Here is a 15,852-nt window from a genome sequence, read left to right as displayed (position 1 = left end):
ATGGGACGCGTCGCGAGGACGCGTTCCAACGGTAGTCGGACCACGCTAGCTGCGGTCGAACGCGTCGACGCCGGCTTCCGCGACGTCTACGTCCTCGTCCGCGCTGCCCCCGGAGACGCCGACGCCGCCGACGACAGCACCGTCGTCCTCGAGCGGAAGCCCACCGCCGAAGGTGACGATCCGGCCGTCGTTCGTGTTCCCCAGTCCGTACAGCGACTCGCCCGGCTGTGAGACCTCCTGGATGGTCTGTGTCTCCATCCGCAGCGCCACCGACGAGTAGGCCTTGTTCCGGGCGATGTCGATGCTCGCCAGCAGCGCGTCGTCCATCCGGTGAAACGCGACGAGGTTCCCGCCCTCGTCGGTCACCGCGATACACATCGGGACGTCGATCTCTGCCGCCCGCTCTTCGGCCGCGTCGACGATCTCCTTTGCCGTATCCAGCGTCAGTTTGCTCATTGGTGTCGACCCAGCTACGGACTCATCGCCGTAGCGAATAAACCCGTGGGACCGACCCGCATACGTCGGTGCTCGACCGCACGGCCACGGCCACGCCGTCGGATCGGGCGCTCGAGGGGCGCCGTCACTCGGCGTACTCGAGTTCGATCCCCTCGTCGACGAGGACGTCCCACCAGTACCACCAGGCGAGCAGGTACGTCGCGGACAGTCCGAAAACGACCGCGAGCATCGGCTCGAGCGGCGTCATCGGTCGACTCCCTCCGTCCGTTCGGTCGTCGGCTCTCGCCGTAGTGTCCGAACTACGAACCGCGACTGGTGGTCGAGCATGGCTGCTGGAGGACGGCCGTCCGTCAGCTCGCGAGTCACTCCACCACGCGGGGGCAAGTAGCTTCGCGGTGTGTCGTCGCCGGGCAACTCGAGCGGGGTCGAATCCGACCTCCCCTCTCTCGTCCACCGTGGCCACAGAGCAGGAGTCCGGCCGCCCGACTCGAGCCGATCTCGGCAATCCAGCCGTGGATCAGAATCCTTTCGACCGAGCGCGCTCGAGACAGTGCCGTGCGCACCGACGACCAGGAACGTCCCGACGGCCGCCGCAGCTGGCTGGTGGCGATCGTCGGCGCCGTCGCGATGGTCTTTACCTTCGGCACACCGCTGTCGTACGGCATCTTCCGCGCGCCGTTCAGCGACGCCTTCGGGGTCTCGCCGCTCGCGCTGTCGGGCGTGTTCGCCGTCATGCTGTTTACGTTCTTCATCGGCTCCGGGCTCGTCGGCGTCTTCGGCACCCGGCTGGACTCTCGAGTCGTGTTACTGGCCTGCTCGCTCGTGACGGGGCTGCTGGCGCCCGCGCTGTACCTCGTGGAGTCGGTCGCCGGGCTAGCAGTCGTCTTCGCGTTCCTCGGCATCGCGCTGGGGACGGCGTTCGTCCTCCTCGCGTCGGTCGTCCCGCGCTGGTTCGATCGCCGACGGGGCGCCGCGACGGGGCTGATCTTCGTCGGCAACGGGCTCGGCCTGACCGTCCTCCCGCCGATCTGGCAGCTCGTCCTCTCGGAGCTCGGCGTCCGGCCGGGGTTTCTCCTCGTTATGTCGACAACCGCGGTCGCGTTCCTGCTGGCCGGGCTGGTCTGTCGGCGCCCACGGTGGGCCGAACAGTCGACCGCGACCGCGGGCGAACTCCTCGAGTGGCTCGCTCGGCTCGGCGGAACCCGGACGTTCCAGCTGCTGTTCGTCGGGATCGCGCTGTCGTTTGCGTGGTATCAGCTGCTCGCCGCCTACGCCGTCGACCTCTTCGCCTCCCGCGGACTCACCGAAGCCGGGGCGTCGGCCGCGTTCGGACTGATCGGCGGGGTCAGCATCATCTCGCGGATCGGCGGGGGCTATCTCGCCGACATCGTCGGCTCCCGACGGGCCTTCCTCGGGTCGCTTACCGCCGCGGCTGCCGGCATCGCCCTGCTGTTCGCCTCGGCCGACTCGACGCTTCCGATCGCGATCTTCCTGATCGGGCTCGGGCTGGGCGGCTCCGCGACGCTGTACATCCCGCTGGTGATGACGATCTACTCCCCCGAGAAGGACACCGCCATCGTCGGCGTGTTCAACATCGCGATCGGCGTAACCGCGCTGGCGATGCCCCCGCTAGGAACCGCGAGCGTCGCCTACACCGGAAGCTTCACGATCGCGATCGCTCTCACCTTCGCCGCGATTCTCGTCGGACTCTGGTCGACGGCCGTCGGCACCGCTCGGCCGTCACACGCGTGACTCGAACCGGGCGGATCCTCGAGTCGGTCTCGACTCACGTCTCGCGAGTGCATCGACGAACCCGGTGACGAACGGGTGAGCCGAAAGCGACCGCGAGACGGCCGGAATCGTCCGATCGAGGACCGTATCGAACTATCAGCGATCTACTTACGCTCCGCGTCGTGTGATAGCGCATGGACGAGGAGGTGCGATTGCGGATCGGGGTCTGCACCGCGTGCGGATCGGCCTGCGCTGCCAGGATCGCGTCGGACGGGACGGTACAGCCGATCGGCTCGAGGGACGGCTGTCGCTGCGAGTCGAGCGGGTTCGAGGTGGTCGGGGAGTCGACCGGTGTCGCCTATCGAGAGGAGGAGTTCGACGAGCCGTCCGAGCCCGTAACGACGGTCGGCCTTCGAGCCAGCGGACGGCAACGCGTCGAGGGAGCGGCGTCGAGGAAGCGGCCTCGTCGTCCTACTCGAGCGGCCGCCGAACTGTCCCGTCTTCGGCGAGCTCCTCGTCGGCTTCCTCGAGCAGGGCGACAGCCCCGTCCGGCGTGTCCGTCTCTGCCCCCGACGAGAGCGAGGCCTCACACGGCTCGCCGTCGGGTTCGATAACGATGCGCTCGACGTCGGTCTCGAGGCGGTAGTACTTCGTCGTCTCCGGGAGCTGCTCACGCGGACTGGGTTCGTCCCTGACACAGCGGATCCACGTACCGTTCTTCCGTTCCAGCACCACGATTTCGTCGAACGGAACGCTCCGTCCATCCCGCAGGTCGACGGTGAATGTCCCCACCATGTTTTTTTAGTGGAACTTCTAGGGTTTTGTTCTATTGGCTACTTTCGTAACTCGAGAGCGTTTACTAATGTATATATGCCGACAGAAAAATCCGCACCGAGGCTCGGGTCCGAGAGTTCTCGTCGCCGCCCCCTGCAACCCGGAACTCGGTCGGTTCTGGAGCCTACTGTTGCAACCGTCCTCGAGAGCCGACGAGCGAGTTCCGGGCTGCTGTCTCGAGCTTTTCCAACGTAATTTGACCGAGCTGTTTTTGGACCGGACTGCGGAGGTCCCGCCAGAGATGGACCGGACGAAGGCACTCGCGGTGCTCGCCAGCGCCGACCGCCAGCTCGTCCTGCACGAGCTGGTCGAACGGGATCGGACGGTGACGGTCGAGGGCCTCTCGCGGAGCGTGGCCGCCCGGCGACACCAGATCCCGGCCGAGGACCTCGACGATAGAAAGATCGAACGCGCCCGATATCGGCTTCGACACACGCACCTGCCGAAGCTCGCCGACGAAGAGATCATCGACCCGAACTGGGAAGATTCGGTATCGCTCGCGGACGGAGAGCGCGCGAATCGCGTGTTCGGGCTCTCCGAGGAACTCGAGTGCTGGCCGCCCGACGGGTCCCTGGGATACCCGTCCCGAAGCTGGTAGGACCCCCGAACCCCCCGTCGGCGAGAACGTCGAAATCGCGGCGACGCCGGGCTCCGGAAACGCGCCGAGTTCGACCTCGCTCTTCCGCGATCTCGAGTTCCGAGGAGACCGACGTCGACGTTTCCGAATCGATACCGTTTCTCGGACGACCGCCCCAGACGATCGCCGCTCGAGCCCGCGTCCGCGTCCCAACGTCGAACGAAGCACCGCCCGCTATCGGCCCTGGGAAAGTAGCGGCTGCCCAGGAACCTGCCGAATCTTGTTCAAAGACCACTAGCAATTCTAACATCCTGAAACCGTATGTCCAGGAGTTCTATATAATGTTGTGTGTTACCACCCATCATCCATGATAGAGATGACAGTCGACAACCTCGGGGTTCGGGCCCCGCCGACCGTGTCGCCCGACCTGCCCGCGAGGGAGGCGGCACAACGCCTTCGCTGCCCCACGGTTCCGGCCCTCGTGGTCTGCCTCGGCGACGTCGTCACCGGTATCGTCACCGAGTCCGATATCGTCGCGATGGTCGCGGAAACGACCGAGGAGCCGACCGTCGAAGAGATCATGTCGACCCCGGTGACGACGATCGAACCGACGGCGACGCTGGAAACGGCGACCGAGACGATGCGAGCCGCCGGCATCAGACACCTTCCCGTCGTCAGCGACGGGAGCTACCGCGGGCTGCTGTCGGCCGACGCCCTCTCACCGTACCTCTCGCGCGGAAAGCTCGAGATCGAGTGGCACGGCGAATCACTAAATCTCGAGTCGCCGGACGGCCGGGAGTTTCGAATGAGCGGGTGACACGGGCCGTCGGACCCGGCACGTCTCAGAATTGGCCGCGGCTCCCCAGCCTTCGACGGTATCGATCCCCTCGAGCGGAGCGAGTTCTGCAGGGCTGCGGAACCTGGTGTTCGCGAGCGGTTGTAGCCGGTAGACGCACGGAAATACGACACGGTCAGCTGGCGAGAGGACGGTCTCGGACGGCAAAGGCAGAGACGAAAAGACGATCTGATCCGCGTTCGAGGTTACTCGCTCTCTCGATACTGAAGCGCGATCGGAGCGACGAGCGACGCGGCCGCGAGCAGCAGGATCACCATCGCGATCGGACTCGTATAGATGATGTCCCAGCTCCCGTTCGAGAGCTCGAGTGATCGTCGAAGGTTTTCCTCGGCGATCGGTCCCAGGATCATACCGAGGACGATCGGCGCGAGAGGATAGCCGTCCATTCGGAGGATAAAGCCGAGGACGCCGGCGGCGACCATTACCCACATGTCGAGGAGGTTCCCGCGAAGCGCGAACGTGCCGACGACACAGAGGACGAAGATGCTCGGCCAGAGGTACTTTGCGGGGAAGTTGATGACGCGAACCCAGACGTGTGCACCCAGTAGGCCGAGAACGAGGATCACGACGTATACCAGGAAGAAGCCGATGAAGATCGAGAAGACGAGCCCCGGTTCGTTATCGAACAGTCCCGGACCCGGTTGAATCCCGTGGACGAGCAACGCACCGATCAGGATCGCTGTGACCGAGTCCCCGGGAATACCGAGCGTCAGCGTCGGGACGAGCGCACCCGCCGTACTCGAGTTGTTCCCGGACTCGGCCGCGGCGACGCCCTTGATGTTCCCGCTCCCGAACTCCGGCGTAGCGTTTTTTGCCCAGCGTTTGGCCTCGTTGTACGTGACGAACGACGCGATGTCGCCGCCAGCGCCCGGTATCGAGCCGATTATCGAGCCCGCGACGCTCGAGCCGAGCGTTACGTTTCGGATACTCTTCAGGTCGGCGCGGGAGGGAGTGATACCGCTGAGGTCCTGCTGAAGGTCGATCGTGCCGATCCCTTCGCGGTATCGGTTGACCCCCTCAGCCAGCCCGAAGAGACCGATCATCACCGCGATAAATTCGATACCGGCGCTCAGTTCGGGAAATCCGAACGTGAATCGGGGCTGACCCAGCGTCGGATCGAGCCCCACCGTCGCGATCAGCATCCCGAGCAGTCCTGACAGCATCCCCTTCGTAATCGAATCGCCGCTGATGCTCGCGATGATCGTCAGTCCGAAAAACGCGATCGCGAAGTACTCGGGCGAGCCGATGTTGAGTGCGACGTTGGCGATCTGTGGGGACAGAACGGTAACGATGAGAACGCTAACGGCGCCGCCGACGAACGAGGCGATCGTGGCGATCCCGATCGCCTTTCCGGCTTGCCCCTGTTCCGACAGCGGAAACCCGTCGAAGATCGTCGCGGCGGCGCTCGGTGTCCCCGGCGTCCGGATGAGAATCGCCGGGATCGAACCCGCGTACAGCGCGCCGCCGTAAATACCGAGCAGAAGCATCATCCCCTCGGTTGGATTCATCCCGAACGTAAACGAGACGAGAACGGCAACCGTCATCGTCGCCGTCATTCCCGGGATCGATCCCATGACGATGCCGACGACGACGCCGAAGACGATCAGCGCGAGCGCGAGCGGTTGGAAAACGAGTGAGAGCCCCTCGAGCAGTCCGGCGAGCATGTTAGCCGATCACCCCAGGAATCAACCCGACGTGGATCAGTCCAGGAAGCGCAGCTTCGACCGGAACGAACGGGCTCTCTGGCAGGGGAATTCGGAGAAACACCGCGAAGACGTAGTACAGCACCAGCGTCAGTCCGAGGGCGGCGACTCCGATGCGGATCGGAGAACGCGCTCCGGAGTAGAGCATTCCCACGATCAGAAACAGCACCGTCCCGGTGACGAAACCGAACCACGGGAGCGAGAGCACGTAGATCGTAACGAGAGCGACGACGGCGATGACGCGCTGTGTCTGCTGTCTCGACACGTCGCGAACTTGGTATCCCTCGTCGTAGAAACTACGGCCGAGTTGCATACAGGCAAAGAGGGCGATGAGCACGGCGATTACGCGCGGGTAAAACGCCGCTCCGGTCTCCCCGGTGCCGGTAGGCAAATCTGCGGAGACGACGAAGATCCCGACCGCTAACAGTAGCCAGAGAATCGATCCGAGTTTGTCAGTGTGTGGTACGTGTAATCCCATTCTGATCCTACAGTATCGGTAAATAACCGTGGTTCGTACTCGAGCGACCGGTTACTCGCCTTCGATTCCCAGTTCGTCGATCAGTTCGCCGAACCGGTCGTACTCCTCGTCCATGAACTGCCCGAACTCCTCCGCGTCACGGTGCTCGAGCTGGAAGTTGTTGTTCTCCATGAACTCCTCGAACTCCTCGGAGCTGTGGATCTCGTCGAACGCGTCCTCAAGCGTCTCGACGATCTCCTCGTCCATGCCCGCAGGGCCGCCGATGCCCCGCCAGGCACCGACCGTAACGTCGTAGCCCTCTTCGGTCAGGGTCGGCACGTCCTCGAAGGCCGGATGACGTTCGTCCCCGAAGAACGCGAGCATCTCGAGGTCGCCGTCCTGGACCTGTGAGGAAACCTCCGCCGCGCTCGAGGTCGTCGCCTCGACCTCGCCACCGAGAACCGCTTCCGTCGCGGGTGCGGCGCCCTCGTACCCGATGTGGTCGAGTTCGATATCGGCGGCCTGCTCGAACTCCGCTGCCGCGAGGTGCCAGATCGCACCCGTCCCCGAGTTCGACACGCTGATCTCGCCGGGGTTGTCCTCGGCGTAGTCGACGAACTCCTCTAAACTGTCGTAGGGTGCGTCCTCGTGGACCGTAAGCGCCGCCGGATCGAAGTTGTACTGCAGTATCGGCGTCATGTCCTCGTGGGTTACGTCTCCGATATCCAGGTGGGAGACGGTGCAGATTTCGACAGTGAGGATCCCGAGCGTGTGACCGTCGGCGGAAGCGGAGGCGATCTCGCTGAACCCGACGCTGCCCGATCCGCCCGTCGAGTTCGTCACGAACGAAGACGTATCCAGCTGGTTTTCCAGCTGTTCGGACAGTTGCCGCGCGGTCAGGTCGGTTCCGCCACCCTCGTCGAACGGACAGATAATCTCGATATCGTCCGACGGAAAGTCCGCAGCCTCCGAATCGGATCCGTTGTCGTCCGGCGTCAGCGCGTCGGTACACCCTGCTACCCCGACCGTCGTTCCAACGGCAGCCGTTGCGAGAAATTCCCGCCGTCCACTATCTTCTATCATCTTCTATGAACGGGTGCTGTTTATAATTATATTATACTTTTGTCTCCGTTCGAACACCACCATGATTGAATAAATTTGTCGCCGAACAGTGCGAAGATTGTTGATTACTACTCAAGGTGTTGCCGCGAACCGAAATCCGTTCGAAATCTCAATAGCCAAGCTCGAGCGCCCAGTTCGCGACGAGTGCCGAAAACGTCAGCGCGAACAGGCCGGCGAGGACCAGAAACGACACGCCCCAGCCGAACAGGTCCGCGAACAGGCCGACGCCGACCGAGCCGGCGGAGCCGACGACGGTGTAGACCGTGCGGACGAGCCCGAACCCCGCGCCGCGTTCGGTGTCGCCGAACTGGTCGAGAAAGCGCGGATCGAGCGCCGCGAAGAAACTCGAGCCCAGCCCCGTCAACAGCACGGCGACGCCGACCGTGACGAGCCCCGGTCCGACGACCATCCCGAGAACGCCGACCGTCCCCGCGAGCATCGCGATCCCGATCGCGAGGTCGCGCCCGTACCGGTCGGAGAACTCGCCGAGGATCGACTGGCCGACGGTCCGAACGACGAAAAACGCCGAGAAGGCGACGCCGGCCAGCGTCGCGGAGTAGGCGTGGTAGTCGATCAGGAAGGTCGGAAGGAAGGTGAGCAGTCCTTGGACGATGAAGGTTCCGAGCATGGCGATGCCGAGCGTGAAGGCGATAGCCGGCCGCGTCACCAGTTCACGAAGCGCCGCGAGCTCGAACCGGTCGCGCATCGGCTGATCGGGCCGTCGCGGCTCGGTCGGACGCACCCGCAGGGCGAAGAGGGCGAACACGGGGAGGCCGACGAGCAGCGCGAGCGCGACGGCCGGGCGCCAGCCGTACCGGGTGCCGACCCAGGCCGCTGCGACGGGCGCGACGAGGCCCGCGAGCGGACCGCCGATCGAGTGGATGCCGACCGCGCGACCGAGTTCGTCGTACGTCCGCGACAGCAGCGTCGTCGCGACGGCGTAGTGCAGCCCCGCGACCAGCCCGAGGATCACGGCGAACAGGACGAACGCCGGAAACGCGGGCGCGAACGCGAGCAGGAGGCTGGCCAGCGCCGTGCCGCCGACGGCGACGAGGATCACCGGTTTCTCGCCGTACCGATCCCCGAGGACGCCGCTGGGAAACTGCGAGAGCCCGTAGGCGAGCCACATCCCCGAGAGCGCGAATCCGATCTGGGTGTTCGAGACGTCGAAGTCCGCGGCGATAAACGGGATTACCGGACTGATCGCCATCCGCGCGAAGTACGTCACGAAGAAGGCGAGCAGACAGAGGACGAGGACCGTCGTCCGATACCGCCAGCGCATGATGGAGACGTCGATCACTTCTCCGGCGGACGCATAAGCCCGCTGAATTCCGACCGGCTCGAGGCAACACCGAGTTACCGGATTCGGCCGCTCCCGCGCCGGAGTGCCGGTAGTCCCGTGCTGATCGAGAGTTCGATCGGTACAGCGCTCGAGAGGACATCTCTGCGCATCGCTCCCGAGTCGACGGGCCGGAAATCTCTCGGTACTCGTCGGCCGGCGGTCGCTCGAGTCGGTGTACTCACCGGTTACTGAAGCGCGAGGCCGTGAAACCGAAGTCTTCGACCGGGTCCCCGCCGGTCCGCTCCAATGGCACCCGCAATCGTCCACTTCCTGGTCGGCGCAGCGCTCGTCCTCCTGCTCCTCACACCGCTGGCGCTCCGGTACCGACTCCCGACGTGGCTGCCGCTGTGGCTCGTCGCGGTCGGCGGGCTCTGGGGCCTGTTCCCCGATATCCACCACATCGCGCCGGTGTACGAGACCGAACTCTACGCGTTCCACAACTCTCAGTGGGCCGACCTGTTCGCGTTCCACTACACGCTCGATCGGCCGGCGGTTCGTGCCCGGTACAACGAGAGCATCTTCTGGTCGATCGTCCTCTTCCTCGCCGCCAGCACGACGTTTACCGTCGCGACCGCGGCAAAGGCGCGGTCCACCGTCGACGAGACGCCCGCACCCCACCTCGTGGCGCTTGCGACGGCGACGATTCCCGCGCTGTTGGTCGTCGTCGCGACGGTGGGCGGTCCCTTCTAGGGGCCGTCCCCGGCTCTCGAGGGACGACCCCCGCGTTCACCCCACCTATCAGAACGTCGCTGCGGTCAGTAGGTTCCAGTACCACAGCTGCCAGACGAACGCGAGCAAGGCGAGTGACAGCGCGGTCAGGTACGCCAGCCCGACCGGTGTCGTCGAACTCGCCTCGAGATTCCGCGCTGCGATCACTCGGTACCACTCGAGGCCGACGAACGCCAGCGCGGCCAGGGCCGCCAGCGGAAGCCCGAGCAGGAGCGCGAGGGTGAGCCGCAGCCACGGCGTGTAACCGTACACGAACTGATTCGGGTCACCCACCCCGTTCGCGAGCAGGCCGACGACGAACGCGACGAGAAGGCCGGCGCCGGCGAGGAGTGCCAGCCGCGGGCGAGTAAGGTGAGTCCGCATCCGTCCCCACCCACGGTTGCGGTACGCGCTGATCGGCCAGACGAGGAGCGTCGAGAGCACCGCGCCGAGCGCGACGACCGCCAGGCCGAGCTGGACCGTCGCCCGCTCGTACCACGACACCGCCTCGTACGGAGCCGCGGGCGCGTCCGTGTAGAGGGTTCCGTCCTCGATCACCACGCTCGAGGTAAACGTCGCGTCGTCCTCGTCGGGGTCGGGCGCGAAGACGCCGGGCTCGAGTTCGACCCAGCGCGTCTCGCCGCCGATCAGGGGTGAGCCCAGCTCGAGGTACCCCTCGTCGGTCACGGAGACGGTGTACGCGTCGGCGAGCCCGACGAGCTTCTCGGGAGTGGTCTGAAACCCGGTGCTCCGGTACTCGCCCTCGTACGCGTCCGCGCGGTCGGCGGTGGCCGGATCCGGTTCAAGGTCCTCGCCCGCCTCGTCGTCGAAGCGCTGCTCGATGAACCCGTCGAGGACGTCCGCCAGCCCGGTCCCACTGCCGGCCGTATTGAAGCTCACGTAGAGCGCGACGTCGTGTTCGGGGAACAGTGCGAACAGCGTGTTGAAGTACTCGGTGCCGCCGGTGTGCCAGGCGATCTCCTCGCCGCCGCGCTCGCCCAGCATGTAGCCGTAGCCGACCCCGCCGACGTCGGGGTGGTTCGTCGCTCGTTGCTCGAGCATCGCCTCGGCCGACTCGGACTCGAGGACGCGCTCGTCCTCGAACGCGCCGTCCTGCAGCGCCGCGACCGCGAAGTTCCCCATATCGGTCGCGGTGGCGCTCATCGAACCCGCCGGGGGAACGCCGACGATGACGGGATCGTCCGTCTCGAACCCGTCCTCGGTCGGGGCGTGACCCTGTGAGACCGGCCCTCGATCGTCGGGAACGGGTTGTTCAATCGTCGCGCCCTCCATCGCCAGCGGGTCGAAGATTTCGCGTTCGACGTACTCCTCGAACGGCTCGTCGAGGGCCTCCTGGACGACCAGTGCCGCGAGCCCGGTGCCGTGGTTCGAGTAGGCGACCGTCTCGCCCGGCGGTCTGACCTGTGCGGGCAGCTCCCGCTCGAGTTTCGCCTCCCAGTCGTCGGCTTCGTCGTAGCTCTCGACGAACAGCCCCTGGAGGCGATCCTCGTAGCCGGGGGTGTGGGTCCCGAGGTGCTCGAGGGTCACCTCGTCCTCGCCCTCGACGGAGTAGTTCTCGAGGTAGGTGCCGACGGGTTCGTCGAGCTCGAGGTCGCCGTTCTCGACGCCCTGCATCACCGCGGTCCAGACCATCAGTTTTCCGACCGAGCCGACCATGAACGACGTCTCGTTCGGATCGACCGGGGTTCCGGTCGCGGCGTCGGCGTCACCGTACCCCTCGGCGTGGACGAGTTCCTCGCCCTCGACGACCGCGACCGACGCGCCCGCGACGTCGTGGTCGGCCATCGCACTCTCGATCAACTGGTCGACCTCGGTACCGACGACCTGATCGCTCGCGGTCGGCCCGGTAGCGTCGTCGGTCGACGGGTGGGCCGCGTCGTCGAGTCCATCCGCCGCGGCGCCGCCGGAGTCGGCCATCGCCGTTCCGACGACCGGGCCGACGAGCCCGCTTACCAGAAGCAGACAAACGAGTGCCGTCAGTGTCGCCCCTCGAGCCATGACCTACGAACAGTACCTCGCGAGAAAACGGTACGGGTCGCTGACGGCTAGATCTCGACGGCGCCGATCCACCGATCCTCGCCGTGGACCGGGCAGAACGACTCGTGGTTTCGCTGGCAGTTCGGGTCCATACACCAGCCACACTCGCAGACGCGCTGCAGGGACCGGTCCGGGATGGTCCGTCTGCAGAGGGTACATCGAACACGCATAGATCATAGTATGCTACGTAGTACCATATCTGTACCCACGTTCAGCGAGTGTTTCATCTCGCCGCTCCGAAGTGGGGTCTCGACGCCGACAGCGACGAAAAAGCGTCAGCCGAGACAGCGTCCGCTCGCCGACGAGTTGTCGGCGCCGGACGAGTTGCGTTTGGTCGGTAGATATAACAGGGCTAAAAATTATAGATCAAAGAAGGTATGGGTACCGGCTATATTTATTACCGATCACTCTGTTTGTCATTGTATGCCACGATCGACGCTCGATCTCGATCGTCGGGGGTTCCTCAAGGCCGGTGCTGCTGGGACGCTCGCGACGGCGGTCGGGGGGCGAACGCTCCTCGAGCGAGGGGATGCACAGGAGGACGACGTCGTTGATCCGGACGCGGCCGACGAGCTGGTCAAGACGGTCTGTACGCACTGCTCGGTCGGGTGTGGGGTACAGATGGCCGTCGAAGGGGATGCCGTCGTCGGACAGGAGACGTGGGACGACAATCCGATCAACCAGGGCGGGCTCTGTTCGAAGGGAGCGTCGCTCGCGCAGTCGGTCAACTCCGACAAGCGACTCAAGGAGCCGCTGAAACTCGAGGACGGCGAGTGGACCCGGATGGAGTGGGACGCGATCCTCGAGGAGATTACCGGCCGACTCGACGATATCCGCGAGGAGACCGGTCCCCACGCCACGATGTGGGTCGGGTCAGCCAAACACACCAACGAGTGTGCGTACCTGATCCGGAAGCTGGCCGCGCTCTACGGGACGAACAACATCGACCACCAGGCACGGATCTGTCACTCGACGACGGTGACCGGAATCGCGAACACCTGGGGCGTCGGCGCGATGACCAACAACAACAACGACATGCGGAACGTCGACGTCAACCTCATCATCGGGCACAACCCGCTCGAGAGCCACCCCGTCGCCTGGCAGCACTTCCAGGAGGCCCAGCGACGGGGTGGCAGACACATCGTCGCCGAACCGCGGTACACGAAGACGGCCGCCGCCGCCGACGACTACTACCAGTTCCGGTCGGGAACCGACGTCGCGTTCATCTACGGCCTGATCTACCACATCGTCGAGAACGACCTTCACGACGAGGAGTTCATCGAGAGCCGCGTGATGGTCCCGACCTGGGAGGAGTTCCGCGACGACGTCCTCCCCGAGTACGACCTCGAGACCGTCTCGGATATCACCGGGACGTCCGAGGACGAGCTCGCCGAACTCGCCGAAACCCTCGCCGACGCCGAGGTGAGCTGCGTCGAGTGGGCGATGGGCGGTACCCAGCACAACAACGCGACGGGCAACGTTCGGGCCTACGCCATGCTGAACCTGACGCTCGGCCACGCCGCCCAGTCCGGCGGCGGGACGCCCATCTATCGGGGCCACGACAACGTCCAGGGCGCGACCGACCTCGGCGTCGACTCCGGGAACACGCCGGGCTACTACGGGCTCGATCCCGGCGCCTGGGAGCACTGGACGAGCGTCTGGACCGAAACCGAGAGCACCTCCGGCGAGATCGGTTACGACGAGCTGGTCGATCGGTTCCACTCGACGGAGCTGATGGAAAAGAACGGGTTCACCGTCGCCCGCTGGTTCGAGGGCGTCCTCGACGACGAGTGGGATATCTACCAGCCCGACCCGCTCCGGGCGGCGGTCTTCTGGGGGCACGGACTTGGCTCGCTCAGCGAGTACAAGCGGGTTCGCGAGGCGGTCAACGAACTCGAGTTCATCGTCAACGTCGACGTCTACCCGAACCAGATCGCCGAACTCGCCGAGACCGACACCGACGTCTACATGCTGCCGGCGGCGACCAACATGGAGGAGGCCGGCAGCGCCACCAACACCGGTCGGCAGCTCCAGTGGCGAAACCAGGCGGTCACCCCGCGACACAACTCCCGGACGGACTGGGAGCTGCTGTGTGACTTTGCCGACGGGCTCGGCTTCGGCGACCACTTCGACTACGACGAGCCCGAGGAGATCCTTCGGGAGATCAACCTCGGGACGCGTTCGATCGGCTACGTCGGCCAGACGCCCGAACGGCTGAAACTCCACCAGGAGCACGCGGACCTGTTCAGCGTCGAGGACCTCCGGGCCGACCTCGAGGAGGACCACGAGCTGTACGACGAACTCGACGGCGACTACTACGGCCTGCCGTGGCCGTCCTGGCACGAGGACCACCCTGGAACGCCGATCCTCTACGACGCATCGCTTCACCCCGCGGAAGGCGGCATGGACTTCCGTGCGAACTGGTGGGACGCGGCGGTCGACGAGGACGACCCCGAGGTCGAGCCCGACGAGCAGCTCCGGGAGCCGTTCGAGCCGGAGTGGTGGGACGGCGAACTCGAGGGGGTCCCACAGTACCCGCTGTTCTCGACCGTGCTGCCCGACCCCGAAAACCCCGCTGCGGCGACGCTCCCCGTGGAGTACGCCGAGGACGAGTCTCAGTCGGTCGCCGACACCGCCGAGGCGCTTGCCGACGAGGGGTACGACGTCGACCTCGAGCGCTACGCGGAGTTCGACACCCCCCAGCCCGACGCCCCGTGGGGTCGCGGCCGAGCCCGGATGAAAGCCTGGAACCTCACCGACGAGATCCCGGTCCACCGCGAGCCCGCGGTCACGCCGCGTGCGGATCTCGTCGAGGACTACCCCTGTAACGAGCGCGTCGAGGACCACTGGCGCGTCGAGCTCGACAACGAACGGGTCCAGCAGGACAACATCGACGCCCACGAGGAGTACGACCTGGTCCTCACGTCGGGCCGGCAGGTCGAACACCAGGGCGCCGCCGCACAGACTCGCAGTACGCTCGGCACGGCATCGCGGTCGCCGATGATGTACCTGGAGCTCCACCCCGAGGTCGGGGACGACCTCGGCGTCGAGGATGGCGAATGGATCGTCGTCGAGACGCCCCACGCCGAGATGGTCGTCCAGGCCAACGTCACCGAGCGCGTCGCCCCCGATCACGCGTTCGCCCCCTACCACTGGAGCGGCATCCTCGAGGGGGAGAGTATGCTGGAGACCGTCCCCGAGGGACTGGGGCCGCTCGTGATCGGCGAGTCGATCAACGCCGGGACGGCGCCGGCCTACGACCGCGAGACCCAGATGCAGGAGACGAAGGTGACGCTGTGTCGCGTCCGGGTGGCCGACGACGGCGAGATTCCGGAGCTGTCGGATCGGCAGCTCCAGTGGCAAGAACAGCGCATGAACCGCCACAAGCGATAGGTGAAACCGATGAGCACACACCAATCAGACGGAGGAACGGCCCGGGTAATCCCGAACTGGGAGTCCTGTATCGACTGCGGCGCCTGCGAGGTCGCGTGTCAGCGGACGTGGGACCTGCCGCCCGAAAGCGACCGGATTCAGGTCGTCGCGCTCGCCCACGGCACGGACGACGAGACGAACAAGCCGATGCAGTGTTACAACTGCGCCGAAGCGCCCTGCGTCGAGGTTTGCCCGACCGACGCGCTTCGGTTTCGCGACAACGGCACCGTCCGGGTGGACGCGGGGATGTGCATCGGCTGTCACTACTGCGGCGTCGGCTGTCCGTTCGGCGCGCCGCAGTACCCCGACGCCGAGGTCCCCGAGGCAGAGGAGGCGTCGCCGCTGGGCGCCCGCGGGAACGGCCTGATGGACAAGTGCACGACCTGTGAGCCCCGCCAGGAGCAGGACCTCGAGCCAGCCTGCTCCTCGGAGTGTCCGACCGACGCGTTGCTGTTCGGCACGCCCGACGAACTCTCGGAGAAACTCGAGGAGGACCACGTCTCGACGCCGTTCAACGAGGAGGCTGCACGGATCGTCTTCGGAGACGACGCGGACGAAATCGTGGGGGAGTGATAC

At 65.6% G+C, this 15,852-nt stretch carries 15 protein-coding genes; 6 read left to right on the top strand and 9 right to left on the bottom strand.

All coding sequences use genetic code 11. The annotated features are described in order from the left end of the window. Positions 1-45: 45 nt before the first annotated feature. Positions 46-456: a heme-binding protein gene (locus tag QA609_RS07415; protein ID WP_278301960.1), complete on the bottom strand. Its 411-nt coding sequence runs from the start codon at positions 454-456 to the stop codon at positions 46-48. A 124-nt stretch (positions 457-580) separates the two neighbouring features. Next, complete coding sequence (locus tag QA609_RS07410) at positions 581-703, bottom strand: hypothetical protein (protein WP_278301959.1); 123 nt, start codon at positions 701-703, stop codon at positions 581-583. Positions 704-1,011: 308 nt separating this feature from the next. Between QA609_RS07410 and QA609_RS07405 the strand changes: the two genes are divergently transcribed. Next, positions 1,012-2,208: an MFS transporter gene (locus QA609_RS07405; RefSeq protein ID WP_278301958.1), complete on the top strand. Its 1,197-nt coding sequence runs from the start codon at positions 1,012-1,014 to the stop codon at positions 2,206-2,208. Positions 2,209-2,658: 450 nt separating this feature from the next. Here the strand turns inward: QA609_RS07405 and QA609_RS07400 are convergent, their stop codons facing one another. Next, on the bottom strand, positions 2,659-2,982 hold the full coding sequence (locus QA609_RS07400; protein WP_278301957.1) for a hypothetical protein: 324 nt from the start codon (positions 2,980-2,982) through the stop codon (positions 2,659-2,661). A gap of 280 nt (positions 2,983-3,262) precedes the next feature. Here QA609_RS07400 and QA609_RS07395 point away from each other — a divergent pair, with 280 nt between their 5' ends. Continuing rightward, positions 3,263-3,619: a hypothetical protein gene (locus QA609_RS07395; RefSeq protein ID WP_278301956.1), complete on the top strand. Its 357-nt coding sequence runs from the start codon at positions 3,263-3,265 to the stop codon at positions 3,617-3,619. A gap of 346 nt (positions 3,620-3,965) precedes the next feature. Continuing rightward, positions 3,966-4,415 (top strand): CBS domain-containing protein, encoded by a 450-nt coding sequence (locus QA609_RS07390; RefSeq protein WP_278301955.1) that lies wholly within the window; start codon positions 3,966-3,968, stop codon positions 4,413-4,415. 224 nt (positions 4,416-4,639) lie between these two features. Here the strand turns inward: QA609_RS07390 and QA609_RS07385 are convergent, their stop codons facing one another. From QA609_RS07385 to QA609_RS07370, 4 genes are all read right to left on the bottom strand, one after another. Beyond that, positions 4,640-6,118, bottom strand: coding sequence for a tripartite tricarboxylate transporter permease (locus QA609_RS07385; RefSeq protein ID WP_278301954.1), 1,479 nt, complete (start codon positions 6,116-6,118; stop codon positions 4,640-4,642). 1 nt (position 6,119) lies between these two features. Then, positions 6,120-6,635 carry a tripartite tricarboxylate transporter TctB family protein gene (locus QA609_RS07380; RefSeq protein ID WP_278301953.1) on the bottom strand — a complete coding sequence of 172 codons (516 nt, stop codon included), beginning with the start codon at positions 6,633-6,635 and terminating at the stop codon, positions 6,120-6,122. 51 nt (positions 6,636-6,686) lie between these two features. Further along, complete coding sequence (locus QA609_RS07375) at positions 6,687-7,697, bottom strand: tripartite tricarboxylate transporter substrate binding protein (protein WP_278301952.1); 1,011 nt, start codon at positions 7,695-7,697, stop codon at positions 6,687-6,689. A gap of 148 nt (positions 7,698-7,845) precedes the next feature. Continuing rightward, positions 7,846-9,018 (bottom strand): MFS transporter, encoded by a 1,173-nt coding sequence (locus QA609_RS07370; protein WP_278302016.1) that lies wholly within the window; start codon positions 9,016-9,018, stop codon positions 7,846-7,848. Between the two features lie 306 nt (positions 9,019-9,324). Between QA609_RS07370 and QA609_RS07365 the strand changes: the two genes are divergently transcribed. Further along, positions 9,325-9,768 (top strand): hypothetical protein, encoded by a 444-nt coding sequence (locus QA609_RS07365; protein WP_278301951.1) that lies wholly within the window; start codon positions 9,325-9,327, stop codon positions 9,766-9,768. Between the two features lie 48 nt (positions 9,769-9,816). Here the strand turns inward: QA609_RS07365 and QA609_RS07360 are convergent, their stop codons facing one another. Continuing rightward, complete coding sequence (locus QA609_RS07360) at positions 9,817-11,805, bottom strand: serine hydrolase domain-containing protein (RefSeq protein WP_278301950.1); 1,989 nt, start codon at positions 11,803-11,805, stop codon at positions 9,817-9,819. A 47-nt stretch (positions 11,806-11,852) separates the two neighbouring features. Continuing rightward, entirely contained in the window at positions 11,853-12,014 is a 162-nt protein-coding gene (locus tag QA609_RS07355) for a hypothetical protein (RefSeq protein ID WP_278301949.1), read from the bottom strand. Positions 12,015-12,267: 253 nt separating this feature from the next. On the opposite strand from QA609_RS07355, the gene QA609_RS07350 reads away from it, so the two are divergent. Next, positions 12,268-15,237 carry a molybdopterin-dependent oxidoreductase gene (locus QA609_RS07350; RefSeq protein ID WP_278301948.1) on the top strand — a complete coding sequence of 990 codons (2,970 nt, stop codon included), beginning with the start codon at positions 12,268-12,270 and terminating at the stop codon, positions 15,235-15,237. Positions 15,238-15,246: 9 nt separating this feature from the next. Next, positions 15,247-15,849, top strand: a complete 603-nt coding sequence (locus QA609_RS07345) for a 4Fe-4S dicluster domain-containing protein (RefSeq protein WP_278301947.1) — start codon at positions 15,247-15,249, stop codon at positions 15,847-15,849. Positions 15,850-15,852: the final 3 nt, after the last annotated feature.

The organism is Natronococcus sp. A-GB7 (genome assembly GCF_029688865.1).
Lineage (GTDB): Archaea > Halobacteriota > Halobacteria > Halobacteriales > Natrialbaceae > Natronococcus.
The sequence above is the reverse complement of the archived record's forward strand: the minus strand, read 5'-3'. Positions and strand labels throughout refer to the sequence as shown.